The 23,689-nt window shown below is 54.8% G+C and carries 23 protein-coding genes; 14 read left to right on the top strand and 9 right to left on the bottom strand.

The genetic code is table 11. The annotated features are described in order from the left end of the window. The first annotated feature begins 19 nt into the window (after nucleotides 1-19). Nucleotides 20-1,069, top strand: a complete 1,050-nt coding sequence (locus GBC03_04225) for a cellulase family glycosylhydrolase (protein ID QFS69474.1) — start codon at nucleotides 20-22, stop codon at nucleotides 1,067-1,069. Here the strand turns inward: GBC03_04225 and emrD are convergent. From emrD to tisB, 3 genes are all read right to left on the bottom strand, one after another. Continuing rightward, entirely contained in the window at nucleotides 996-2,180 is a 1,185-nt protein-coding gene (emrD, locus tag GBC03_04220) for a multidrug efflux MFS transporter EmrD (GenBank protein ID QFS69473.1), read from the bottom strand. The genes GBC03_04225 and emrD overlap by 74 nt on opposite strands. Before the next feature lie 179 nt (nucleotides 2,181-2,359). Beyond that, nucleotides 2,360-3,193, bottom strand: a complete 834-nt coding sequence (locus GBC03_04215; protein ID QFS69472.1) for an EamA family transporter — start codon at nucleotides 3,191-3,193, stop codon at nucleotides 2,360-2,362. Between the two features lie 117 nt (nucleotides 3,194-3,310). Continuing rightward, on the bottom strand, nucleotides 3,311-3,400 hold the full coding sequence (tisB, locus tag GBC03_04210) for a type I toxin-antitoxin system toxin TisB (GenBank protein QFS69471.1): 90 nt from the start codon (nucleotides 3,398-3,400) through the stop codon (nucleotides 3,311-3,313). Nucleotides 3,401-3,924: 524 nt separating this feature from the next. On the opposite strand from tisB, the gene ivbL reads away from it, so the two are divergent. The 3 genes from ivbL (at nucleotide 3,925) to ilvN (ending at nucleotide 6,119) form a co-directional block, all read left to right on the top strand. After that, the gene (gene ivbL, locus GBC03_04205; GenBank protein QFS69470.1) at nucleotides 3,925-4,023 is read left to right on the top strand and encodes an ilvB operon leader peptide IvbL; all 99 of its coding nucleotides are present in this window, start codon (nucleotides 3,925-3,927) and stop codon (nucleotides 4,021-4,023) included. Nucleotides 4,024-4,130: 107 nt separating this feature from the next. Beyond that, complete coding sequence (ilvB, locus tag GBC03_04200; protein ID QFS69469.1) at nucleotides 4,131-5,825, top strand: acetolactate synthase large subunit; 1,695 nt, start codon at nucleotides 4,131-4,133, stop codon at nucleotides 5,823-5,825. 3 nt (nucleotides 5,826-5,828) lie between these two features. Next, on the top strand, nucleotides 5,829-6,119 hold the full coding sequence (gene ilvN, locus GBC03_04195) for an acetolactate synthase small subunit (GenBank protein ID QFS69468.1): 291 nt from the start codon (nucleotides 5,829-5,831) through the stop codon (nucleotides 6,117-6,119). A 1-nt stretch (nucleotide 6,120) separates the two neighbouring features. Here ilvN and GBC03_04190 read toward each other — a convergent pair whose 3' ends face one another. Continuing rightward, the gene (locus GBC03_04190) at nucleotides 6,121-6,906 is read right to left on the bottom strand and encodes a DeoR family transcriptional regulator (GenBank protein QFS69467.1); all 786 of its coding nucleotides are present in this window, start codon (nucleotides 6,904-6,906) and stop codon (nucleotides 6,121-6,123) included. 326 nt (nucleotides 6,907-7,232) lie between these two features. Between GBC03_04190 and rbsK the strand changes: the two genes are divergently transcribed. The 7 genes from rbsK (at nucleotide 7,233) to uhpT (ending at nucleotide 15,637) form a co-directional block, all read left to right on the top strand. Further along, nucleotides 7,233-8,153, top strand: a complete 921-nt coding sequence (rbsK, locus tag GBC03_04185; protein ID QFS69466.1) for a ribokinase — start codon at nucleotides 7,233-7,235, stop codon at nucleotides 8,151-8,153. Nucleotides 8,154-8,180: 27 nt separating this feature from the next. Next, nucleotides 8,181-9,494 carry an L-fucose:H+ symporter permease gene (gene fucP, locus GBC03_04180; protein QFS69465.1) on the top strand — a complete coding sequence of 438 codons (1,314 nt, stop codon included), beginning with the start codon at nucleotides 8,181-8,183 and terminating at the stop codon, nucleotides 9,492-9,494. Between the two features lie 11 nt (nucleotides 9,495-9,505). After that, nucleotides 9,506-10,519: a DUF4432 family protein gene (locus GBC03_04175; GenBank protein ID QFS69464.1), complete on the top strand. Its 1,014-nt coding sequence runs from the start codon at nucleotides 9,506-9,508 to the stop codon at nucleotides 10,517-10,519. A 153-nt stretch (nucleotides 10,520-10,672) separates the two neighbouring features. Further along, nucleotides 10,673-11,263, top strand: a complete 591-nt coding sequence (gene uhpA / locus GBC03_04170) for a transcriptional regulator UhpA (protein ID QFS69463.1) — start codon at nucleotides 10,673-10,675, stop codon at nucleotides 11,261-11,263. Then, nucleotides 11,263-12,765: a signal transduction histidine-protein kinase/phosphatase UhpB gene (uhpB, locus tag GBC03_04165; protein QFS69462.1), complete on the top strand. Its 1,503-nt coding sequence runs from the start codon at nucleotides 11,263-11,265 to the stop codon at nucleotides 12,763-12,765. The genes uhpA and uhpB overlap by 1 nt, the downstream gene beginning before the upstream one ends. Nucleotides 12,766-12,774: 9 nt before the next feature. Continuing rightward, nucleotides 12,775-14,103, top strand: coding sequence for an MFS transporter (locus GBC03_04160; protein QFS69461.1), 1,329 nt, complete (start codon nucleotides 12,775-12,777; stop codon nucleotides 14,101-14,103). Nucleotides 14,104-14,245: 142 nt separating this feature from the next. Beyond that, nucleotides 14,246-15,637, top strand: coding sequence for a hexose-6-phosphate:phosphate antiporter (uhpT, locus tag GBC03_04155; protein QFS69460.1), 1,392 nt, complete (start codon nucleotides 14,246-14,248; stop codon nucleotides 15,635-15,637). Between the two features lie 78 nt (nucleotides 15,638-15,715). Here uhpT and adeD read toward each other — a convergent pair whose 3' ends face one another. Then, nucleotides 15,716-17,482: an adenine deaminase gene (adeD, locus tag GBC03_04150; protein ID QFS69459.1), complete on the bottom strand. Its 1,767-nt coding sequence runs from the start codon at nucleotides 17,480-17,482 to the stop codon at nucleotides 15,716-15,718. A gap of 175 nt (nucleotides 17,483-17,657) precedes the next feature. Between adeD and GBC03_04145 the strand changes: the two genes are divergently transcribed. Both GBC03_04145 and GBC03_04140 read left to right on the top strand, forming a co-directional pair. Then, complete coding sequence (locus GBC03_04145; GenBank protein ID QFS69458.1) at nucleotides 17,658-18,992, top strand: NCS2 family permease; 1,335 nt, start codon at nucleotides 17,658-17,660, stop codon at nucleotides 18,990-18,992. Nucleotides 18,993-19,044: 52 nt separating this feature from the next. After that, nucleotides 19,045-19,497, top strand: a complete 453-nt coding sequence (locus GBC03_04140) for a DUF1198 family protein (protein ID QFS69457.1) — start codon at nucleotides 19,045-19,047, stop codon at nucleotides 19,495-19,497. 67 nt (nucleotides 19,498-19,564) lie between these two features. On the opposite strand, the gene GBC03_04135 is transcribed toward GBC03_04140, so the two are convergent. After that, complete coding sequence (locus GBC03_04135; protein ID QFS69456.1) at nucleotides 19,565-19,888, bottom strand: helix-turn-helix domain-containing protein; 324 nt, start codon at nucleotides 19,886-19,888, stop codon at nucleotides 19,565-19,567. Then, nucleotides 19,872-20,231 (bottom strand): type II toxin-antitoxin system RelE/ParE family toxin, encoded by a 360-nt coding sequence (locus tag GBC03_04130; protein QFS69455.1) that lies wholly within the window; start codon nucleotides 20,229-20,231, stop codon nucleotides 19,872-19,874. Before GBC03_04130 ends, GBC03_04135 begins: the two co-directional genes overlap by 17 nt. 212 nt (nucleotides 20,232-20,443) lie before the next feature. On the opposite strand from GBC03_04130, the gene nepI reads away from it, so the two are divergent. Continuing rightward, a complete protein-coding gene (gene nepI, locus GBC03_04125) occupies nucleotides 20,444-21,637 on the top strand; it encodes a purine ribonucleoside efflux pump NepI (GenBank protein QFS69454.1) in 1,194 nt (397 codons plus the stop codon). Between the two features lie 157 nt (nucleotides 21,638-21,794). Here nepI and GBC03_04120 read toward each other — a convergent pair whose 3' ends face one another. Together GBC03_04120 and GBC03_04115 are read right to left on the bottom strand one after the other, a co-directional pair. Further along, entirely contained in the window at nucleotides 21,795-23,174 is a 1,380-nt protein-coding gene (locus GBC03_04120; GenBank protein QFS69453.1) for a carbohydrate porin, read from the bottom strand. Between the two features lie 202 nt (nucleotides 23,175-23,376). Continuing rightward, entirely contained in the window at nucleotides 23,377-23,679 is a 303-nt protein-coding gene (locus GBC03_04115; protein QFS69452.1) for a PTS N,N'-diacetylchitobiose transporter subunit IIA, read from the bottom strand. Nucleotides 23,680-23,689: the final 10 nt, after the last annotated feature.

Here is a 23,689-nt window from a genome sequence, read left to right as displayed (position 1 = left end):
AAAATTGCTGAGGGTCATCGTGATTAAACCACTTGTCTCGCTCTTTGTGTTTGTCAGTTTCGCCCTGGGGGCAGCACAATCGCCGCTGACGGCGGCACATTATGCGCAGCAACTTGGTGTGGGAATGGACGTCGACTGGGCGCGCACTGAACAAGGTATCCGGGAGTTCGACCCGCTGGTGGTGCGGGACTTCAAGGCGAAAGGGATCGCTCATGTGCGTATTCGGGTAAGCGGAGAACCCACGGAGGCGCGGCTTATTCATCTGCGCAAGCTGGTGGAGGCCTGCGAGCAGTACGGCGTGATCCCGATTATCGCTTTTCAGGCGGACGAGTATAAAAATGACCCCAGTGCGAGCAATGAAAAAGAGGTGATCAATTGGTGGGTCGCGGTGGCGCACTATTTTGCCCACAGCGCGCCGCTGCTGGGGTTTGATCTGATTTACGAACCGGCCGGTAAGCTGAATCATAATCTGACGTCCCTGAACCGGGTGTATGACAAAACCATTCGTACTATCCACGCCATCGACCCGCAACGGATGATTTTTGTTGCGCCTCGTCTGCGTGCCGCACCGGAAGATCTGCCCAATCTCAGGCTGCCACCGCAGAGCCAGAGCTATGTCCTGGCGCAATGGCATATCTTCCCGTGGGGGCCGGTGAAAAATAACGGCAAATACCCCTGGACGTCGGGTACGGCTGCAGAGAAAGCGGCAATTCGCGCGCGCATCAACACTGCTGTGCACTGGCAGCAAAAAAGCGGGCATGTCAGTTGGGTTGGCGGATGGGCCACGGGAGAAACCAGCAAGAATCCTCCGTCCTCTTCACAGCTCGCTTTTGCCACGTTCATGGCATGTGAGCTGAAGAAGGTGAAAATTCCCTACGCGATCAACGCCGATACGCAGTTTTACGATGGGGAGGAAGGCGCGTGGCGGCCCGCGCTCGAGCCGCTGTTAATGGCGATGATTGCGCCGGACTGCGAAACGCCCGGCCATACGGTCATTAAATCGCCTGCCCCTGGTGTGAAAAACGCGCCGCCAGCGGTAACCAGCACAGTAAAATCAGTAGTCCCATAAGCGTCATCAGCAGGCCGAGACTGCCCTGCCCGGTCTGCGGCAGCATAGCGGAAAGCCATGCCAGTACGCCGGAACCAATATTTTGCAGACCGCCCACCAGCGCGCCCGCTGTACCGGCGAGGAACGGAAAGGGTTCCATCGCGCCGCTGGTCGCCAGCGGGAACAGCATCCCGGCGCCGAAGAAGAACAGCGCGGCGGGGATCAGCAGCGTCCAGACGTTCATCACGCCGAACCAGCCGGGGATCCACATCATCAGCCCTGCCAGCAGACAGCTCACCACTGACTGCCACATCAGCGTAGAGAAGCGTTTATTCGGGCGACCGGCAAACCATGCACCGAAAAACGCCGCCGGGATCGGCAGGATAAACAGGATACTCACCACCATGCTGCTCAGTCCTAACACCGCGCCCATCAGCACGCCGGAACAGGCTTCGAATACAGCGATACCGGCCAGTCCGCCAATCAGCATCAGCAGATAACAGTTAAAGGCGCTGTGACCAAACAAGGTTTTATAGCTGGTCATCAGCCGCGTGCGCGGTGCGCCAGTGGGACGTGTTTCCGGCATCCAGCGCGCCATGCTGAAGGTGACCCCCGCACAGAGCACGAGCAGGAAGACGTAACAGGCGCGCCAGTTCCATATCGTATCCAGCAGCCCGCCAATCAGCGGTGCCAGCAGCGGACTGACCAGGATGCCCATATTCAGCATGCTGTTGGCGTGGCGCAGCTGCGTGCCTTCGTACAGATCGCGCGGCAAGGTTCGCGCCATCACCCCGCCGACACCGGTCCCCATCCCCTGCAATGCGCTGGCGGCGATCAGCACCGTCAGGCTATGAGTCGTAATGGCGACCAGCGTGGCGAGCATAAAAATCGACATCCCGACGAGGATCACCGGACGGCGTCCGACGCGGTCGGAAAGCGGGCCATAAAACAGTTGCGATACGCCATAGGTCAGCAGATAGGCTGCCATCACGCTTTGCACGGCCCCTTCGCGAACGTTTAGCTCGCGTGCCATGTCGGCAATGGCAGGGATATAAATGGTTTGTGCCATCTGACCCACAGCCACAAGTAATACCAACATCAACAACAAATTGACGTTTCTCTGCCTTTTCATTTCGCTGAATACTTTTTAAAAAGAGAAAAAATAAGAATAAGGTGCTGCGCATTCCCATAAATGCGAGTGAAATCTACCACACTAAAAAAAGAAGGCCAGATGGCAGGCGGGAATGGAAAAGGGCTGAACGGCAGGATATGTAAACAAAAAGCGGCAACAAATGTTGCCGAGAGTGTGTTCTAGGACAAACGCAGCAGTATCGCGCCTGCCGCAATCCCGCCAGCAGCCACGAGGCGCAATCCTGCGACCCGTTCTTTCAGCAGCAACCAGGCGATAAGCGCGCCGAACAGGATTGAGGTTTCACGCAGTGCAGCGACCACCGCCAGCGGCGCGAGGGTCATCGCCCAGAGCGCCAGTCCGTAAGAGCCCATTGTGGCAATGCCGCCAAAAATTCCCTTTTTCCAGTGCTGCGTCAGATAGCGCAATGCTTCCCGGCGACGGGCAACCATCGCCCATCCCAGCAGGCAGGAGCCGTTCAAAAAGAAGGTCCAGAGCGTGTATCCCAGCGCGGTTTCCGACAGTCTGACGCCGGTGCCGTCGACCAGCGTATACCCGGCGATAAAACAGGCGTTAATCAGCGCGAGCACAATGCCCTGCTGCGAACGGGCCCGACCGTTAAAAGCCATACCGAGGATGGCGGCGCAGATCACTGCAATTCCCGTCCAGGCCAGCGTGGACAGGCTATCGCCAAGAAACAGTACGCTAATGATAGCCACCAGTAGCGGCGCCGTCCCGCGCATCAGCGGATAGGTCTGACTCATATCGGAGACGGTATAGGTTCTGGCGACCAGCACGGTGTAGACCACCTGTAATGCGGTCGAGGCGGCTAAAAACGGGATGCTGGCGGTCGAGGGTTGTGGTGCAAAGGGCAGGCACAGGAGCGCCATGATGGCGGCGGAACCGCTGACGCTGATGGCAGCGTAGAGCTTGTCGTTTCCGGCTTTCACAATGGCGTTCCAGCTGGCGTGCAGCAGCGCGGCGAATAGCAAGATGCAGAAAACGGAAAGGGTCATAGCGTAGACGTCACCAGGAAATGTCATAAAAATGTAACATATCATCACCGCGCAAGCATCAGTCGATGTAAAAGGGGAGCGGTTGCCCGCTCCCCTTTGGTGCGACTTGAATCTGAATTACTTCAGGTATTTCAGAACAGCATCAAGCAGTTGCATGGCTGCAACGATGAGTTTCAGGATAAGAATAACGATATCCACGAGGCTCATACGCGTCTCCTTTTGGCAAAGGAGCACGGTGCTGACGTACCTTTCCGCCGCCTGCTACCAGCACCTTCGTTGACATAACACAGTGTGCTCACCGGGGGGGTTAAGGCGCTGACGGCACCACCCGTTTCAGCCAGGACTTTGTTGCGCCGGTTTACGATGCGGCCCCACCTAACACATTGCGTACTGAGACATTATAGATAAACACTGTATAAATGAACAGGTATTTATGGACAGTGCCGAACTTCTGATCCATACTCAAAAGCGTCAAAATCCGTGCCGAAATTGCGTGTTCTTCGCAGAACGCGTATACTTTTGCTGTTGACATAACACAGTGTGCTTTGCGACTACCAACCGCATAACGCTGAAAAAACCTCGCTCCGGCGGGGTTTTTTGTTTTGGCCGCTTTTTCCTGGTGAAACGTGATCGTCGACGCATTTTTACGCAGATGAAAATTTTTCCGTTGTCAGCTTATGAAAGCTGTGCTTGTATAAATCCTGTTAATCATTAAACAGACAAGGTCCCTAATGAACTCTTCCATGCTGACGTCGACCCTACTAAAAACTGCGCCATCTTGCGCAGCGGTCGTCGTGCGTGTGGTGGTGGTCGTCGGCAATGCGCCGTAGGGTCCGGAACAACACACGATTCCAAAACCCCGCCGGCGCAAACCGGGCGGGGTTTTTCGTTTAAGAGACCTGCCCGGAGCGTCGGCCCAGAACAAAAGGACTGGAGTATGGCAAGTTCGGGCACAACATCAACATCCCAGCGTACGCGTTTTACCGGCGCTGAATTTATCGTTCATTTTCTGGAACGTCAGGGCATTAAGATTGTCACTGGCATTCCGGGTGGATCGATTCTTCCCGTCTATGATGCCTTAAGTCAGAGCACGCAAATCCGCCATATTCTGGCGCGCCACGAGCAGGGTGCGGGGTTCATTGCGCAGGGTATGGCGCGAACTGACGGTAAACCGGCGGTGTGCATGGCCTGTAGCGGGCCGGGCGCAACCAATCTGGTGACCGCCATCGCCGATGCGCGGCTGGATTCTATCCCCATGGTGTGTATCACCGGGCAGGTTCCGGCCTCAATGATCGGCACCGACGCCTTCCAGGAAGTGGACACCTACGGCATCTCTATCCCCATCACTAAACATAACTATCTGGTCAGACATATCGATGAACTCCCGCAGGTGATGAGCGACGCATTTCGTCTCGCTCAATCCGGACGTCCTGGCCCGGTGTGGATAGACATACCTAAGGATATCCAGATGGCGGTTCTCGAGATTGATGAGATGCCAGAACCGGCACAGAAAATGGCGACGCCGGAATTCAGCGCAGAGAGCATTCGTGAAGCGGCCGAGATGATTAACGCCGCACAGCGTCCGGTGCTGTACCTCGGCGGCGGGGTGATTAATGCGCCGCAGCGGGTGCGTGAGCTGGCGGAAAAGGCGCAGTTGCCGACCACCATGACGCTGATGGCGCTGGGAATGCTGCCGAAGGCGCATCCGCTGTCGTTAGGCATGTTGGGGATGCACGGTGCGCGCAGCACTAACTTCATCCTGCAAGAGGCGGATCTGCTGGTGGTGCTGGGCGCGCGTTTTGATGACCGGGCGATTGGCAAAACCGAGCAGTTCTGCCCGAATGCCAAAATCATCCATGTCGATATCGACCGTGCGGAGCTGGGCAAAATCAAGCAGCCGCATATCGCTATTCAGGCTGACGTGGATGAGGTACTGGCCCAGTTGATTCCGCAAATCGACGCAAACCCGCGCGCTGAGTGGCACCAGTTGGTCAGCGATCTGCAACGTGAATTCCCGTGCGCTATCCCGCAGGAGAGCGACCCGCTGTGCCACTACGGCCTGATCAACGCGGTAGCGGCCTGCGTGGACGATAACGCGATTATCACTACCGACGTGGGCCAGCATCAGATGTGGGCAGCGCAGGCCTATCCGCTGAACCGTCCTCGCCAGTGGCTGACTTCTGGCGGTCTGGGCACCATGGGATTTGGTCTGCCGGCAGCGATTGGCGCAGCGCTGGCGAACCCGGATAAGAAAGTACTGTGTTTCTCCGGCGACGGCAGTCTGATGATGAACATTCAGGAGATGGCGACCGCCAGCGAAAATCAGCTGGATGTGAAAATCATTCTGATGAACAACGAAGCGCTGGGGCTGGTGCATCAGCAGCAGAGCCTGTTCTATAAGCAGGGCGTTTTTGCCGCGACGTATCCGGGGACAATCAACTTTATGCAGATTGCTGCCGGATTCGGTTTGCAAACCTGCGATCTGAATAACGAAGCTGACCCACAGGCGGCATTGCAGGTGATCATCAGCCGACCGGGGCCGGCGCTGATCCATGTCCGCATTGATGCGGAAGAAAAAGTGTATCCAATGGTACCGCCAGGCGCGGCAAATACTGAGATGGTGGGGGAATAAACTATGCAGAAACAATCACATGAGAACGTCATTCTGGAACTCACCGTCCGCAACCACCCAGGCGTGATGACCCACGTTTGCGGGCTATTCGCCCGCCGTGCATTTAACGTCGAGGGGATCCTCTGTCTGCCGATTCAAAGCAGCGACCAGAGCCGTATCTGGCTACTGGTCAACGACGATCAGCGTCTGGAGCAGATGATTAGCCAAATCGATAAGCTGGAAGATGTGGTGAGAGTGGTGCGTAATCAGTCAGACCCCACAATGTTCAACAAAATTGCCGTGTTCTTTGAGTAACTTAATCGCCGTCTGAATCAGGGGTGATCACCTTGACGGAACCGTTCCGGCAGTGGGTGGCATAATCTGCCGGTAGCGGACGATCGCATATCAGGACATCAAAGGTGGAAAGCGGACCAATGCTGGCGGGGGCGACCTCATCGAACAGGGCGTAACGCGTCAGTAAAATTTTACGCAGTCCGCGCTCCATTGCTTTGCGCTTGGTGGCGAGGTCGTCCGGGTTAAACCAACTGACGCCGAAGTGTTCGTGTACGCCGCTGGCGGAGATAAACACTTTTCGCGGATTCAGGGAATCCAGCGGTGATGGGTTATTCGCATCGTAAAATGCGTCGCTCTTCGCCCGATACGTTCCACCACAGAGGATCGGCGTGGCGTTGGGCTTTTCATTGAGCGCGATAAAAACCTGGTGCGAGTAGCAGATCCCGGTAAAGGCGATCTCGTCCGGGATCATACCGATCACCAACGGCATCTCCGGACCATTATCAAAAAAGATCAGATCGTTTTCGCTCACCAGACCGGCCGCCAGGATAGCGACGGGTAAATCGTCGCGATGATGGGTCTTGTTGGCTGGCTGGGGGACGTTAGCTGGCGCGGTGGGTTTGCTGACCATCACGATATAGCCGCCGAGCAGCGTCAGGGGCAGCGGCTCGTCATCCTGGCTGAGATCCCGGCGAATGGTCATCACGGAAACCTCCAGCATCCGTGCGGCGTCTTTCAGATGGATGCGGTCGGTCTTCTTCAATAGTTCCATCAGACGTCGAATACGTTCTTTTTGTTTGGTTTCCATTCACCTTCTCCGCGATTCATGTTGCGAATGTTCCATGAGTAACATTTTTGTGTCTCTCGGAACATCATCTTGCTGCATTACTATACGTCTGGCTGGCGGGAATTAAAAGCGCGTTTGTTCGCGTTTTTTTGATTGTAACTGGTTTAATTTCAGTTAATTGTAACAGTTTAGATGCTGTTGATAGGTAACAGTGAATCATGAGGTGGGCAATAAATAAACAAGGAAATGATCTTCCAATCGCGATCGTAGTCACAAATGATACGAAAGTAACATGATAATGTTATTTTATTATCATTGTTATGTGATTGTTTCTTAGAGGGTGTAAAATGGATATCGCGGTTATTGGCTCCAACATGGTGGATCTCATCACTTATACCAACCAGATGCCCAAAGAAGGCGAAACCCTGGAAGCGCCGGCGTTTAAAATCGGCTGCGGTGGTAAAGGCGCAAATCAGGCCGTTGCGGCGGCGAAACTCAACTCCAAAGTGCTGATGCTGACCAAAGTCGGCGACGATATCTTTGCGGATAACACCATTCGCAATCTCGAATCCTGGGGCATCAACACCACCTATGTCGAAAAAGTCCCGTGCACCAGTAGCGGCGTGGCACCGATTTTTGTGAATGCGAACTCCAGTAACAGCATTCTTATTATTAAAGGGGCGAACAAGTTTCTCTCCCCGGAAGATATCGATCGCGCTGCGGAAGATTTAAAAAAATGTCAGCTTATTGTTCTGCAACTGGAAGTTCAACTGGAGACGGTTTACCACGCCATTGAGTTCGGCAAAAAGCATGGCATCGAAGTATTATTAAATCCCGCACCGGCATTGCGTGAATTAGATATGTCCTATGCCTGTAAATGTGATTTCTTTGTACCGAACGAAACCGAACTGGAAATATTAACCGGTATGCCAGTGGAGTCGTATGACAATATTTGCGCCGCCGCCCGTTCCCTGGTGGATAAAGGGTTAAACAATATTATTGTGACCATGGGTGAAAAAGGTGCGCTTTGGATGACGCGCGATCAGGAAGTGCATGTTCCGGCGTTTCGCGTTAATGCTGTTGATACCAGTGGCGCAGGCGATGCCTTTATTGGTTGCTTTGCCCATTACTACGTTCAGAGCGGAGATGTCGAAGCCGCAATGAAGAAAGCCGTCCTTTTCGCTGCGTTTAGCGTGACCGGGAAAGGCACACAATCCTCTTATCCGAGTATCGAACAATTTAATGAATTTCTTACCCTAAACGAATAATACTTCTGCACTGTAAAAGGTAGCACTATGAACGATAAAAACATCATTCAGATGCCCGATGGGTATCTGAATAAGACCCCTCTGTTCCAGTTTATTTTGTTATCCTGTTTATTCCCATTATGGGGATGCGCAGCCGCATTAAATGATATTCTGATTACGCAATTTAAAAGTGTATTTTCACTCAGTAACTTTGCCTCAGCATTAGTTCAGAGCGCCTTTTATGGCGGTTATTTCTTAATTGCGATCCCGGCATCTCTGGTGATTAAAAAAACCAGTTATAAAGTGGCGATATTAACCGGCCTGACGCTGTACATTGTCGGCTGTACGCTCTTTTTCCCGGCCTCGCACATGGCGACCTACACCATGTTCCTTGCCGCGATCTTCGCGATTGCGATTGGTCTGAGCTTCCTGGAAACCGCAGCGAACACCTACAGTTCGATGATCGGCCCAAAAGCCTATGCCACCTTACGCCTGAATATCAGCCAGACGTTTTATCCGATTGGCGCGGCGTCCGGCATTTTGCTGGGGAAATATCTGGTCTTTTCCGAAGGCGACAGCCTGGAAAAACAGATGGCGGGAATGAATGCCGAGCAGATCCATAACTTTAAAGTGCTGATGCTGGAAAACACCCTTGAGCCGTATAAGTACATGATTATGGTTCTGGTGGTGGTGATGGTGCTGTTTTTGTTAACCCGCTTCCCGACCTGCAAAGTGGCGCAAACCGCCAACCATAAACGCCCGTCGGCGATGGACACGTTGCGCTATCTGGCCAGCAATGCCCGTTTCCGCCGCGGTATTGTGGCGCAGTTCCTGTATGTGGGGATGCAGGTGGCCGTGTGGTCATTCACCATCCGTCTGGCGCTGGAGTTGGGCGATATCAACGAGCGTGATGCCTCTAACTTCATGGTCTATAGCTTTGCCTGCTTCTTTATCGGTAAGTTTATCGCCAACATCCTGATGACCCGCTTTAACCCGGAAAAAGTGCTGATTCTTTACTCCGTCATCGGCGCGCTGTTCCTTGCCTATGTTTCGCTGGCGCCGAGCTTTAGCGCCGTGTACGTCGCAGTGCTGGTGAGCATTCTGTTTGGTCCCTGCTGGGCGACTATTTATGCCGGCACGCTGGATACGGTGGATAACGAACATACCGAAATGGCGGGCGCGGTGATCGTGATGGCCATCGTTGGCGCCGCCGTGGTCCCGGCGATTCAGGGTTATGTGGCGGATATGTTCCACTCGCTGCAACTCTCGTTCCTTGTCTCCATGCTGTGTTTCGTTTACGTGGGGATCTACTTCTGGCGCGAAAGCAAAGTGCGCAGCCTGGCTGAAGCGACCGCTTCCTGAGGAGAACGATTATGACAACACGTATCACGCTGTGGCGGACGCTCTTTAGTGAACATCCGCAAATCCTGCTGGAGAACAGTGATTTCACGGTTACCGCCTTTCGTTATGCCAGCGGTGTGGAAGGGCTGAAGGTGCAGAACAGTCGTGGTCATCTGGTGATTCTGCCCTGGATGGGGCAGATTCTCTGGGACGCGCAGTTTGACGGCCACGATCTGACCATGCGCAACATGTTCCGTCAGCCGAAACCCGCAGCGGAAGTGGTGGCGACCTATGGCTGTTTTGCCTTCCATTCAGGACTGCTGGCCAATGGCTGCCCGTCGCCGGAAGATACTCACCCGTTACACGGTGAAATGGCCTGTGCTGCGATGGACGAGGCCTGGCTGGAACTGGACGGCGACAGCCTGCGCGTGACCGGACGCTACGAGTATGTGATGGGATTCGGTCATCATTATCAGGCGCAGCCTGCGGTGGTGATGCATAAAGCGAGCGCGCTGTTTGATATCCAGATGGCCGTCACTAACCTCGCGTCTGTCGCGATGCCGCTGCAGTACATGTGCCACATGAACTATGCATATGTGCCAGAGGCGACGTTCAGCCAGAATATTCCGGATGAGGCGCTGCGGCTTCGCGAATCGGTCCCGGCGCATGTGAAACCCACCGAACAGTGGCTGGCATTTAATCAACGGATCTTACAAGGCGAAGCGTCGCTGGCGACGCTCAATGAACCCAACTTCTACGATCCAGAAATCGTCTTCTTTGCCGACCAGTTGGACAGGTATACGGATAAACCCGAATTCCGCATGATCGCCCCGGATGGCACCACGTTTGTTACCCGTTTCGCCAGTTCGGAACTCAACTACGTAACCCGCTGGATCCTGTATAACGGCGATCAGCAGGTCGCGGCATTTGCCCTGCCTGCCACCTGCCGTCCGGAAGGATTTCTTGCCGCCCAGCGAAACGGCACGCTGATTGAGGTTCAACCGCAGCAAACCCGGACATTTACGGTCACCACCGGCATCGCCTGAACGCTCAAGGCTTGAACAGCAACGCGCTTATCGTTAAGGTAAGCGCTTTCGCCGGATGGCGGCGTAAACGCCTTATCCGGCCTACAGCGGTATCTGCCTGTAGGCCGGATAAGCGTAGCGCCATCAGGCCGTTGCACGCGCCAGGACAGAACCATGATCACCGTTGCCCTTATAGACGACCACCTTATCGTTCGCTCCGGCTTTGCCCAACTGCTGGGGCTGGAGGCGGATTTGCAGGTTGTTGCCGAGTTTGGCTCGGGGCGTGAGGCGCTGGCAGGATTACCGGGACGCGGCGTTCAGGTGTGCATTTGCGACATCTCAATGCCGGACATATCCGGGCTGGAGCTATTAAGCCAGTTACCGAAAGGGATGGCGACCATCATGCTTTCTGTTCACGATAGCCCGGCGCTGGTGGAACAGGCATTGAACGCCGGGGCGCGCGGTTTTCTCTCTAAACGCTGTAGTCCGGATGAACTGATCGCGGCGGTGCATACGGTGGCAACCGGAGGTTGTTATCTGACGCCAGAAATTGCCGTCAAACTGGCGGCCGGACGTCAGGATCCGCTGACCCGACGCGAGCGTCAGGTGGCGGAAAAGCTGGCGCAGGGGATGGCGGTGAAAGAGATCGCCGCCGAGCTGGGGCTCTCGCCGAAAACGGTGCACGTCCATCGCGCTAACCTGATGGAAAAACTGGGTGTCAGCAATGACGTTGAGCTGGCGCGGCGCATGTTTGACGGCTGGTAATGAAAACCCTGTTCTCTCGGTTAATCACCGTTCTCGCCTGTTTTTTTATCTTCTCTGCCGCCTGGTTTTGTCTGTGGAGCATCAGCCTGCACCTGGTTGAGCGCCCGGAACTGGCGGTACTGTTGTTCCCGTTTGGTTTGCGTCTGGGGCTGATGCTGCAATGTCCGCGCGGCTACTGGCCGGTTTTGTTGGGCGCGGAATGGCTACTCACCTTCTGGCTGGCGCAGGAAGTGGCGTTGGCGCATCTGCCTCTTTTGATGATCGGCAGTTTGCTGACCCTGCTGCCCGTGGCGCTGATCTCCCGCTATCGCCATCAGCGCGACTGGCGGACGTTGTTGCTTCAGGGAGCGGCGTTGACGGCGGCGGCGCTGTTGCAGTCGCTGCCCTGGCTGGGACAGGGGGAAGCGGCGTGGAATGCGCTGCTGCTGACCCTGACCGGCGGATTAACGCTGGCGCCTATCTGCCTGGTGTTCTGGCACTATCTGACCAGTACCACCTGGTTGCCACTGGGCCCGGCGCTGGTGTCGCAACCGGTGAACTGGCGCGGTCGGCACCTGATCTGGTATCTGCTGCTGTTCAGCGTCAGCCTGTGGCTCCAGTTGGGATTGCCCGCCGAGCTTTCGCGGTTTACCCCCTTCTGTCTGGCACTGCCTATTATCGCGCTGGCCTGGCACTATGGCTGGCAGGGGGCACTGATCGCAACGCTGATGAACGCCATTGCGCTAATTGCCAGCCAGACCTGGCACGATCATCCCGTAGATTTACTGCTCTCTCTGCTGGCGCAAAGCCTGACCGGGCTACTGCTTGGCGCAGGCATTCAGCGTCTGCGTGAGTTGAATCAATCACTGCAAAACGAACTGGCGCGTAATCATCGGCTGGCGGAGCGCCTGCTGGAAACCGAAGAGAGTGTGCGCCGCGACGTGGCGCGTGAGTTGCACGATGATATCGGACAGACCATCACCGCCATCCGTACCCAGGCCGGGATTGTACAGCGGCTGGCGGTGGAAAACGGCGGCGTGAAGCAGAGCGGTCAACTTATCGAACAGCTTTCGCTTGGCGTTTATGATTCCGTGCGGCGCCTGTTGGGACGCCTGCGTCCGCGCCAACTGGACGATTTAACGCTGGAACACGCTATCCGTTCGCTGATGCGGGAAATGGAGCTGGAAAGCCGCGGCATCGTCAGCCATCTCGACTGGCGAATCGACGAGACGGCGCTCAGCGAAAGTCAGCGCGTCACCCTGTTTCGCGTCTGCCAGGAAGGGCTGAACAATATTGTGAAACACGCCAATGCCAGCGCGGTGACGCTGCAGGGCTGGCAGCAGGACGAGCGGCTGATGCTGGTAATTGAGGATGACGGTAGCGGTTTGCCGCCGGGCTCCGGCCAGCAGGGGTTTGGCCTGACCGGGATGCGCGAGCGCGTGACGGCGCTCGGCGGTTCACTGACGATTTCCTGCACCCACGGTACGCGAGTCAGCGTCTCGTTGCCCCTGCGTTACGTTTAAGGAGCGGCGATGCTGACCTTCTTCAAAGCACCGGCGAATGCGCCGCAGTTAACGGACAAGCGCGAGATTGACGAACGCTACCGCTACTGGCGTCGTCATATCCTGCTGACCATCTGGCTGGGCTACGCCCTGTTCTACTTCACCCGTAAAAGTTTTAACGCTGCCGTGCCGGACATTCTCGTCAGCGGTGTATTAAGCCGTAGCGATATTGGCCTGCTGGCGACGCTGTTTTACATCACCTATGGCGTGTCGAAATTTGTTTCCGGCATCGTCAGCGATCGTTCCAACGCTCGCTATTTCATGGGGATCGGGCTGATTGCCACCGGTATCGTCAACATTCTGTTTGGTTTCTCCACCTCGCTCTGGGCGTTTGCCCTGCTGTGGGCGCTGAACGCCTTCTTCCAGGGCTGGGGCGCGCCGGTGTGCGCCCGTCTGCTGACGGCGTGGTATTCCCGTAACGAGCGCGGTGGCTGGTGGGCTATCTGGAATACCGCGCACAACGTTGGCGGCGCGCTGATCCCGATCGTCATGGCCGCTGTGGCGCTGCACTATGGCTGGCGTGCCGGGATGATGATGGCCGGAACGCTGGCGATTGTCATCGGGTTTTTTCTCTGCTGGCGGCTGCGCGACCGTCCGCAGGCCGTGGGATTACCGCCGGTAGGCGACTGGCAGCACGATGCGCTGGAAATCGCCCAGCAGCAGGAAGGTGCAGGACTGACCCGCAAAGAGATCCTCACCAAATACGTGCTGTTCAATCCTTACATTTGGCTATTGTCGCTCTGTTATGTGCTGGTATACGTGGTGCGTGCGGCCATCAACGACTGGGGCAATCTGTATATGTCCGAGACGCTGGGCGTCGATCTGGTGGCTGCCAATATGGCGGTGACGATGTTTGAACTGGGCGGATTTATCGGCGCACTGGTGGCAGGCTGGGGGTCGGACAAACTGTTCAACGGTAACCGTGGGCCGATGAACCTGATTTTTGCCGCCGGGATTTTGCTTTCGGTCGGCTCGCTGTGGCTGATGCCGTTTGCCAGTTACGTGATGCAGGCTGCCTGCTTTTTCACTACCGGATTCTTTGTCTTTGGCCCGCAGATGCTGATCGGAATGGCGGCGGCGGAGTGCTCGCACAAAGAGGCGGCGGGCGCGGCGACCGGGTTTGTGGGGCTGTTTGCCTATCTCGGCGCCTCGCTTTCCGGTTGGCCGCTGGCACAGGTGATGGAAACCTGGCACTGGACCGGTTTCTTCGTTGTTATTGCTATCGCCGCCGGCATCTCTGCCCTGTTATTACTGCCGTTCCTCAACGCCCAGGCCCCGCGCGAGGCCAGTGAAGCGTGATGTAGCTCACTTTTTTACCGCGAGTGGGGCAAAACTAAGACATTTTCCCGGTTTCGCCTGGACGCTGTCTCAGGCGTGTCTCCCGACTGATTTTTACAATGCCTGCTATTCGCAGGTATAAAAATGAACTCGGGAGTGTCCTATGCTGGCCTTTCTAAACCAGGTGCGTAAACCCACCCTGGATCTGCCGCTCGATGTGCGGCGCAAGATGTGGTTCAAACCGTTCATGCAGTCTTATCTGGTGGTCTTTATCGGCTATCTGACCATGTACTTGATCCGCAAGAATTTTAACATCGCCCAGAATGACATGATCTCCACCTACGGGTTGAGCATGACGCAACTGGGGATGATTGGCCTGGGGTTCTCCATTACCTACGGCGTGGGTAAAACGCTGGTCTCCTATTACGCTGACGGCAAAAACACCAAGCAGTTCCTGCCGCTTATGCTGATCCTCTCCGCGATTTGTATGCTCGGCTTCAGCGCCAGCATGGGCACCGGCTCGGTGAGCCTGTTCCTGATGATCGCCTTCTATGCCCTGAGCGGTTTCTTTCAGAGTACCGGCGGGTCGTGCAGCTATTCCACTATCACAAAATGGACGCCTCGCCGTAAGCGCGGCACCTTTCTCGGCTTCTGGAATATCTCTCATAACCTGGGCGGCGCGGGCGCGGCAGGCGTGGCGCTGTTCGGTGCGAACGTCCTGTTCGACGGGCACGTGATTGGGATGTTTATCTTCCCGTCGATTATCGCCCTGATTGTCGGCTTTATCGGTCTGCGATTCGGTAGCGATTCGCCGGAATCTTACGGTCTCGGTAAAGCTGAAGAGTTATTCGGCGAAGAGATCAGCGAAGAGGATAAAGAGACTGAAGAAAATGACATGACCAAATGGCAGATCTTTGTTGAATATGTGCTGAAAAACAAAGTCATCTGGCTGCTGTGTTTCTCCAACATCTTCCTGTACGTGGTGCGTATCGGTATCGACCAGTGGTCGACGGTGTACGCTTTCCAGGAGCTGAAACTGTCCAAAGCGGTGGCCATTCAGGGCTTTACTCTGTTTGAGGTGGGCGCGCTGGTGGGGACGCTGCTGTGGGGTTGGCTCTCGGATCTGGCGAACGGTCGACGGGCGCTGGTGGCCTGTGTGGCGCTGGCACTGATCATCGCGACGCTTGGCGTCTATCAGCATGCCAGCAATCAGTATGTCTATCTCGCGTCACTGTTTGCGCTCGGTTTCCTGGTGTTTGGTCCGCAGTTGCTGATTGGCGTAGCGGCGGTGGGCTTTGTCCCGAAAAAAGCCATTGGCGCAGCGGATGGTATCAAAGGCACCTTTGCCTATCTGATTGGCGATAGCTTTGCCAAGTTAGGCCTGGGGATGATTGCTGACGGTACGCCCGTGTTTGGTCTGACCGGTTGGGCGGGCACCTTTGCTGCTCTGGACGCTGCCGCGATTGGCTGCATCTGCCTGATGGCCATGGTCGCGGTCATGGAAGAACGCAAAATTCGCCGGGAAAGAAAAATTCAGCAGTTAAGAACCGCTTAAGTGTGTAGTGGGTAACATGTTGCCCAGCCTGTGCGCTGGGCTTTTTTTATGCCTGTTTCTGGCGACGGCATTCTGAAATCAGTCAGCAATCTCCGGAGAGATAAAGGTAAACGTTTCACCGTCAAACAGTCCCTGGCTGGTGAGTTTTAGTGCGGGGATCACCGGTAAGGAGAGAAACGCCATCTGGATAAAAGGCTCATCGGGCAGCGTGCCACACTCGAGACCCGCCGTTTTGAGCGCATCGATTTGTCCAGCCAGCGAATCGGCGGTGTCGGTACTCATTAATCCGGCAATCGGCAGCGGCAAATGGCACTGCACCTGACCGTTACGCACGACGCAGAGCCCGCCGCCATCTTCAATCACCTGATTAACCGCCAGCGCCATTTCATCAGCGCTGCAACCGATCACCACAATATTATGGCTGTCATGGCTGACCGTTGCCGCCAGCGCGCCTTCACGCAGGCCGAATCCGCCTAATAAACCGTAGGCCGGGGCCGACTGCTGACCGTAGCGCTCGAGCACGGCGATATAGCAAATATCATGGCGATCGAAGCCCCCGGCGGTGCACATGCAGGCACTGGCACCCGTCACCAGTTCGTTAGGGATAACATCAATCACCCGATAGCGTTTGCCGGGGGTGAAATGCAGCGCAAAGTCATCGGCGCAGACGGGGTGCCGCGCAATGGTATTGCCATAGGGCGGAACGGTTTGCGCCAGCCTTGCCGGTTCCCCGGCTTTCAGGCGTTCGGCATCAATGGGTTCCCCTTTGACAAACACTTGCTGTACCGCCACGTTGCGGGCATCGCTGAGCAGGACGATATCCGCCTGTTTTCCGGGGGCCAGTAAGCCTAAATGGTGCAGGCCAAAATGGCGTGCTGCTGACCAACTGGCGATGCGGTAAGCGACGTGTAGCGGGACGTTATGGTGTAAAATCAGTCGGCGAATCAGTGCATCAATATGCCCTTCATGAGCGATTTCCCAGGGATTACGGTCGTCGGTGCAGAGCAGGCACTGTGGGCTGTTGAAGGCGTTGATGAGCGGTGCCAGCGCGTCGAGGTTGCGGGCGGCGGACCCTTCGCGGATCATCAGCGCCATCCCAAGTTGCAGTTTGCGGCGCCCCTCCTCCAGGGCGTAACTCTCGTGGCAGTTCTCTATCCCGGCGGCGATGTAGGCGTTGAGCGCCTTACCGCTCAGTCCAGGACAGTGGCCGTCCAGCGTCAGATGGCGGAAGGCATCCATTTTGTCGAGCAACGTATTTTGTCCGACAATGACGCCAGGATAATCCATCACTTCCGCCAGTCCGGCCACCAGTGGATGATCGCGCCAGGTCAGCATCTGGTCGAGGGAGAAACGCGCGCCATTCACATCACATCCCTTCAGGGCCGGAACGCAGGAACTCACCTGAAGATACTGATTCTGCTTCGCCAGTTCGGCGCAGCGGACAAACCAGGAAAATCCCTTTTCGCCCATCACATTGACGATTTCATGCGGATCGCAAACAACGGTGGTGAGCCCGTGCGGCAGCGTTGCGGTTTCAAATGTGACCGGCGTCATCATGCTGGATTCAATGTGCAGGTGTGAGTCGATAAAGCCGGGAACGGCCGTTGCGCCGTGGGCATCGATACGCCGTAATGCCGGGGCGTCACGATACTCTGCGCCGATGCCCGCGATATGTCGTCCTTTGGTCACGATGGGACCCGTCATTTCCCCGCCATTGATAATATCGAGAAGGATGACATTATCAATAATATAATCGGCGACGGCTTCACCGCGCGCAACCGCTAATAATTTCTGCCGTTCCTGACGGCTAATATAATGAAATTTATGACTTATGCCGTTGTTCATATTTTTCTCATTTTGATTTTATCAATTTGATTATTATTTATCATAAAGAAATGCCGGGTGATTATTTAAAGCTTATCGATTAACGGGCATTGGCATTGTGATTGCAATCACTGAATTAAATATGGGAGATGTTTTAAATGAGACCTGATTATATCTTCATTAATGGATAAAAAAGATGAATACTGATGTCAGTGATGACGCGAGAAATGATTTAAATCATCTTTCGCGATTATTTAAACTGCGCCAGCATGGCACCGACGTGCGGACAGAAACGATTGCCGGGATGACGACTTTTTTAACGATGGTGTACATTGTGTTCGTGAACCCGCAAATACTCGGGGCCGCACAGATGGATCCCAAAGTGGTGTTTGTCACCACATGCCTGATCGCCGGCATCGGCAGTATCGCGATGGGCCTGGTCGCTAACCTTCCTGTTGCATTAGCCCCGGCGATGGGATTGAACGCGTTTTTTGCCTTTGTGGTAGTGGGGGCGATGGGGGTGAGTTGGCAAACGGGAATGGGGGCCATATTCTGGGGCGCGGTCGGACTCTTTTTACTCACGCTTTTTCGCATTCGTTACTGGATGATTTCCAATATTCCGATTAATTTACGTATCGGCATTACCAGCGGTATCGGCTTATTTATTGCATTGATGGGGTTAAAAAATGCGGGCGTTATTGTTGCGAATAAAGACACGCTGGTGACCATTGGTGACTTAAGTTCCCACAGTGTATTACTGGGTATTTTAGGTTTCTTTATTATTACCGTGCTGTCATCGCGTCAGTTTCATGCAGCGGTGCTGGTTTCCATTGTTGTCACCTCCTGTTGTGGATTGTTTTTCGGTGATGTCCATTTTAGCGGCATCTATTCTGTGCCTCCCAGTATCAGCGGGGTGATAGGTGAGGTGGATTTACGCGGTGCATTATCGCTTAACCTGGCCGGGATTATCTTTTCATTCATGCTCATCAATTTGTTTGATTCATCAGGAACACTAATTGGTGTGACGGATAAAGCCGGGTTAATCGGTAGCGACGGTAAGTTTCCAAGCATGAGGCGGGCGCTGTATGTCGACAGTGTAAGCTCGGTTGCCGGGGCGTTTATCGGCACCTCTTCCGTGACGGCCTACATTGAGAGCACCTCGGGCGTGGCGGTTGGCGGGCGCACCGGTCTGACGGCGGTGGTGGTGGGCGTGCTTTTCCTGCTGGTGATGTTTTTTTCTCCGCTGGTGGGTATGGTTCCCGCTTATGCAACGGCAGGGGCGCTGATTTTTGTCGGTGTGCTGATGACCTCCAGCCTCTCCCGCGTTAACTGGGATGATTTTACCGAGTCGGTGCCTGCGTTTATCACCACGGTGATGATGCCTTTTAGTTTCTCCATTACCGAGGGGATTGCGCTTGGTTTTATGTCCTACTGCATTATGAAAGTGTTTACCGGACGCTGGCGGGAGTTAAACCTCTGCGTCATTACGGTCGCGGCGCTTTTCGCGCTGAAAATCATTCTGGTGGATTAGTATTCGTGGGCCGTTTCCAGATATCATGAGCGCGGATAAAGCAGGAGAACTCATGGTCTGGATAATGCTGGCCACACTGGCGGTGGTGTTTGTTGTCGGGTTTCGGATCCTTACTTCCGGATCCCGGCGGGCGATTCGCCGCTTGAGCGAGCGCCTGAATATTGATGTGGTGGCGGTAGAATCGATGATCGATCAGATGGGAAAAGCGCAGGGAGAGGCATTTTTGCAGTATCTCCACCGCCCCGACGAGTCGCATCTGCAAAACGCCGCTCAGGTCCTGTTGATCTGGCAAAGTGTCATTGTGGACGGCAGCGAGCAGAATCTGTTGCAGTGGCATCGCCTGCTGCAAAAGGCCCGGCTGGCCGCGCCGATCACCGACGCGCAGGTGCGTCTGGCACTCGGTTTCTTACGTGAGGCCGATCCGGATATGCAGGACATTAATGCGTTCCAGATGCGTTACAACGCCTTTTTTCAACCCGAAGACGGCGTGCACTGGCTGCACTAAGACAATATAGACGATGAATGTCGTTAACTGAGCCGACGATATTCATCATGAATTACGCCATTCGCGGTTACGCCAGAACTTTTAATCCATGCTTCTGGACAACGCTCAGCAGTTTGAGAGACATCCCACTGGGGCGTTTCGCGCCGCTCTCCCATTTTTGCACGGTGGACACGCTGGTGTTCAGGTAATGTGCGAACACGGGTTGGCTAACGTTGAATTTCTCGCGTAGTGCTTTAATTTCAAGCGGCAGGAGAGCGTTGACCTGGCTCAGGCAGGCTTTGTCGAAATTGCGCATCGTTTCCTGAGGGATCGCCTCAACGTTATATAACCCGGATGCTGCGCTGTGGATGGCTTCGAAGGCTGGGCTTTTAAAGTTATTTTTTATAGTCATCGCAGACCTCCACCAGTTCTTTACTCTTAATCAATGCCGTAATGTTGTCATCAGTCAGACGAGCGTAATGTTTTGCTAACTCACGAAAGCCCGCCAGTTCGTTGATAGTGATATTTGTCATGTCCTGTTTGGCATACAAAAACGTGTAAAACCAGTGGTTGCCACCCCTCGCGAGGATAATCGCGCGGTCACGGTTCTGGTTCAGACGCTTTTTAAAAATGCCGCCTCCCAGATCGTCTGCCTGCCCCTGTAAAGTGGCTTCAATTGCCTGGCATAACTCATCATCTTTGATGGCATGGGATTTTGCTTCCCTGGAAAACCATTTGGTTTTGAATACACGCATCGGAGACATCCTGTAACCGTAAGTATAGCACCTGGTGGCATACTATGCGTTTCAATACGATGATAAATAAATTTTGCGGTAGATATTTCACATTTGCGAACCTTCTCGAAAGCGGCAATGCAAACGAAGAAAGTAGCCAAAACGTTAAATACGTCACATTTAAAATGTTACACTGCGTAGCTTCCCCACAAGAAATCGACGCAGATAGCAAAATGAGTGAATGTATCGAAGAGAAAACCCACGCTGACGTTGTCGCTCGCCCAAACTGGTCGGCAGTATTTGCCGTGGCGTTCTGTGTGGCTTGCCTGATCACCGTCGAGTTTTTACCCGTCAGTCTGTTGACGCCGATGGCGCAGGACCTGGGCATTTCTGAAGGCGTAGCCGGACAGTCGGTGACCGTGACCGCGTTTGTCGCCATGTTTGCCAGCCTGTTTATCACGCAGATCATTCAGGCCACTGACCGTCGCTACGTAGTGATTCTGTTCTCCGTGTTGCTGACCCTCTCCTGCCTGCTGGTCTCTTTTGCCAATTCCTTCGCGTTACTGCTGGTGGGACGCGCCTGTCTGGGACTGGCGTTGGGCGGATTCTGGGCGATGTCGGCCTCGCTGACCATGCGGCTGGTTCCGCCGCGTACGGTACCGAAAGCGCTGTCGGTGATTTTCGGATCCGTCTCTATCGCGCTGGTTATTGCCGCGCCGCTGGGTAGTTTCCTGGGGGGGATCATTGGCTGGCGTAATGTCTTTAACGCGGCGGCGGTGATGGGCGTGCTGTGTATTATCTGGTTGGTGAAATCGTTGCCGCCGCTGCCCGGCGAGCCTTCGCATCAGAAGCAAAACATGTTCAGCCTGCTGAATCGTCCGGGCGTGATGGCGGGGATGATTGCCATCTTTATGTCCTTTGCCGGGCAGTTTGCGTTCTTCACCTACATCCGTCCGATATATATGAATCTGGCGGGCTTTGATGTCGATGGCCTGACGCTGGTGCTGTTGAGCTTTGGTATTGCCAGTTTTGTCGGCACGTCGCTGTCGTCCTTGATTCTCAAACGCTCTGTCAAACTGGCATTAGCCGGTGCGCCGCTGGTGCTGGCGCTGAGCGCGCTGGTGCTGATGCTGTGGGGCAGCGACAAGATTGTTGCGGCAAGCATTGCAATTATCTGGGGGCTGGCGTTTGCGCTGGTGCCGGTGGGATGGTCGACGTGGATCACCCGATCGCTCGCCGATCAGGCAGAAAAGGCTGGATCCGTCCAGGTCGCCGTGATCCAGCTTGCCAATACCTGTGGGGCCGCGGTGGGAGGCTATGCACTCGATAACCTTGGCCTGCTGTCGCCCCTGATGCTTTCCGGCAGCCTGATGCTGCTGACGGCGCTTCTGGTGGCAGCGAAAGTTCGCATAAAGGGTATGCAATGACCTCAACCCTCATTGAGGGTTCCTTCACGTAGGCCGGATAAGGCGTTAACGCCGCCATCCGGCATTATGCCCGGTGGCGCGTTGCTTACCGGGCCTACGTGACTGTAGGCCGGATAAGGCGTTAACGGCGCCATCAGGCATAACGCGATATTGCCAATCAGAACCACGCTTCCCACATCGCGCCGACGTTGAAATCGTCCAGCGTTTCGTCATCTGTGCCGTTCACGCGTGCGGTGCGGTCGTTATCCACTTTGCCGCCGGTGACATAGAAGCGCAGCATTGGACGGAATTCAGGCCCCATCGCAATCGACATGTTCTGCGACAGCGTCAGCTTCCAGCCTTTGTTATCGCCGCCGTTGTCATAATCGACACGCTGATAGCCCGCTTCCAGCCAGGTGGAGTGCACGTCGTTCCAGAAGTACATGGGACGTACAATGGCACCGTAGTTCTTACGATTTTCACTCTGGTCAGCACTGTTATCGTAGTCATGGAATGCCAGCAGGTATTCAACCTGCGCCTGCTGCGTAAACTTGTGGCTTCCTTCGAAGCTGGCGTAAATCGCGGTCAGGTCGTCGGTTTTGTTGTAGACGCTGTTGTCGGAGTTATCAGAGTAACGGGCGATCACTTTGTTGACGCCGCTGTCATTGGTATGACTCACCACAAACGCGCCCTGCCAGGCCTTCAGGCGATCGTCGGTGTCGACGGCTTTCGAGTCAAAGCCGTAGTTGGCGTAGATTTCCAGATCCAACGGACCGAGTTTCATGCCGTGAATTTTTGAGGTAACGGCGTAGTTCCCTTTATCACCCGTGCCGGAACCGCCGGTACAGGTAATGCGTGACGGGTTGGCTTCATCTTCCATCACTTCCGGGCTGCACGATTCAACGGCAGCTACGGTGGCAACGTCAAACTGAATGCCGCCAATATCGAAGTTCTTCACCCCGGCACCCTGGCCGTCGTGGTTCATCCAGAAGTAGTCGTTGATCCCCTGTTGCGGACGCTGGTGGAAGTCGCGACCGGCCCAGATATAGGCGTTCGGGTTGGATTCCAGGACGTTGGTGACTCCCGCGTAAGCTTTTTTGAGGTTCACCTCGTCGCCCCAGTGGTCGATCATCACGTTGATATCCCAGATCGCGCCGTTGTCGCCTTTGAACGCTTTGGAGAGCTGGAATTCACCGCCGTTGCCTTCGTTACCCAGACGACCAATGGCGGATGCACCGTTATAGGAACCATCAACGCCCACGTATTTCTGATCGCCACTCTGGAACTGCGCGCCATAACGCGCATAGCCACTGAATTTCACACCGAACGGGATGGCCATGTCGGGTGACTGTGCGGCGCTTTGCGGCTCGTTAATGACATCGGTTTTTTTCGCCACAGCAGCGTCCATTTTCGCCTGACGTTCCGCAAGGGCTTTATCTACGGCTTTGGCGACGATGGCGTCGATTTGTTCCTGAGTAAATTCCTGTGCGAGTACAGAAATCGGGCAAAGCGCGGCCACGACCGCCATGGCTAATGGAAGTTTTTTTATCATGTTCATGGTTATCTCATTTACGTTTTATCCTTCAGTTTGCATTAAGCATTCTGAATAGATGTGCGCATTAATTTATTTTAAGATAATAACCATCCCGCCTCGGTGTAATTCGCTATCACCAAAACAAGTTGATCTGTTATTTATAGATAGAGGTACAGGTAGTATTTATTTAATCGTAGTGACGTCTCCGTTTATTATTTAATTTAAATTAGCGTTGATAGAGATGAATAATTTCTTCTGACAGTTCGCGGGCTAACAGCGACGTCATTAAGTGATCCTGCGCATGCACCATAATTAACGTCATGGGTTGCCGGGCTTCCCCGGCATCCTGTTCGATCAATTTGGTTTGCATGTGGTGAGCCTGACGAGCGTAGCCGTCAGCCTCCCGAAGCAGGCTTTTCGCCTCGTCAATGTTGCCTGCACGCGCGGCGTGCAGCGCCTCGAAGCACAGACTACGGGACTGTCCGGCATTGACGATAATGTCCATTACTGCTTCTTCTAATGCAATCATTGTCTGTATC

Origin of the sequence: Citrobacter telavivensis (assembly GCA_009363175.1) — a bacterium.
Classification (GTDB): domain Bacteria; phylum Pseudomonadota; class Gammaproteobacteria; order Enterobacterales; family Enterobacteriaceae; genus Citrobacter_A; species Citrobacter_A telavivensis.
The sequence above is the reverse complement of the archived record's forward strand: the minus strand, read 5'-3'. Positions and strand labels throughout refer to the sequence as shown.

Bases quoted from the DNA above. Each gene is read 5' to 3' on its own strand.
- GBC03_04140 (QFS69457.1), top strand. From the start codon at position 19,045: ATGGTCTGGATAATGCTGGCCACACTGGCGGTGGTGTTTGTTGTCGGG.
- emrD (QFS69473.1), bottom strand. From the start codon at position 2,180: ATGAAAAGGCAGAGAAACGTCAATTTGTTGTTGATGTTGGTATTACTT.
- GBC03_04175 (QFS69464.1), top strand. From the start codon at position 9,506: ATGACAACACGTATCACGCTGTGGCGGACGCTCTTTAGTGAACATCCG.
- fucP (QFS69465.1), top strand. From the start codon at position 8,181: ATGAACGATAAAAACATCATTCAGATGCCCGATGGGTATCTGAATAAG.
- uhpA (QFS69463.1), top strand. From the start codon at position 10,673: ATGATCACCGTTGCCCTTATAGACGACCACCTTATCGTTCGCTCCGGC.
- uhpB (QFS69462.1), top strand. From the start codon at position 11,263: ATGAAAACCCTGTTCTCTCGGTTAATCACCGTTCTCGCCTGTTTTTTT.
- ilvB (QFS69469.1), top strand. From the start codon at position 4,131: ATGGCAAGTTCGGGCACAACATCAACATCCCAGCGTACGCGTTTTACC.
- GBC03_04115 (QFS69452.1), bottom strand. From the start codon at position 23,679: ATGATTGCATTAGAAGAAGCAGTAATGGACATTATCGTCAATGCCGGA.
- GBC03_04190 (QFS69467.1), bottom strand. From the start codon at position 6,906: ATGGAAACCAAACAAAAAGAACGTATTCGACGTCTGATGGAACTATTG.
- GBC03_04135 (QFS69456.1), bottom strand. From the start codon at position 19,888: ATGACTATAAAAAATAACTTTAAAAGCCCAGCCTTCGAAGCCATCCAC.
- adeD (QFS69459.1), bottom strand. From the start codon at position 17,482: ATGAACAACGGCATAAGTCATAAATTTCATTATATTAGCCGTCAGGAA.
- ilvN (QFS69468.1), top strand. From the start codon at position 5,829: ATGCAGAAACAATCACATGAGAACGTCATTCTGGAACTCACCGTCCGC.
- GBC03_04120 (QFS69453.1), bottom strand. From the start codon at position 23,174: ATGAACATGATAAAAAAACTTCCATTAGCCATGGCGGTCGTGGCCGCG.
- tisB (QFS69471.1), bottom strand. From the start codon at position 3,400: ATGAGCCTCGTGGATATCGTTATTCTTATCCTGAAACTCATCGTTGCA.
- uhpT (QFS69460.1), top strand. From the start codon at position 14,246: ATGCTGGCCTTTCTAAACCAGGTGCGTAAACCCACCCTGGATCTGCCG.
- GBC03_04215 (QFS69472.1), bottom strand. From the start codon at position 3,193: ATGACCCTTTCCGTTTTCTGCATCTTGCTATTCGCCGCGCTGCTGCAC.
- GBC03_04130 (QFS69455.1), bottom strand. From the start codon at position 20,231: ATGCGTGTATTCAAAACCAAATGGTTTTCCAGGGAAGCAAAATCCCAT.
- ivbL (QFS69470.1), top strand. From the start codon at position 3,925: ATGAACTCTTCCATGCTGACGTCGACCCTACTAAAAACTGCGCCATCT.
- nepI (QFS69454.1), top strand. From the start codon at position 20,444: ATGAGTGAATGTATCGAAGAGAAAACCCACGCTGACGTTGTCGCTCGC.
- GBC03_04145 (QFS69458.1), top strand. From the start codon at position 17,658: ATGAATACTGATGTCAGTGATGACGCGAGAAATGATTTAAATCATCTT.
- rbsK (QFS69466.1), top strand. From the start codon at position 7,233: ATGGATATCGCGGTTATTGGCTCCAACATGGTGGATCTCATCACTTAT.
- GBC03_04160 (QFS69461.1), top strand. From the start codon at position 12,775: ATGCTGACCTTCTTCAAAGCACCGGCGAATGCGCCGCAGTTAACGGAC.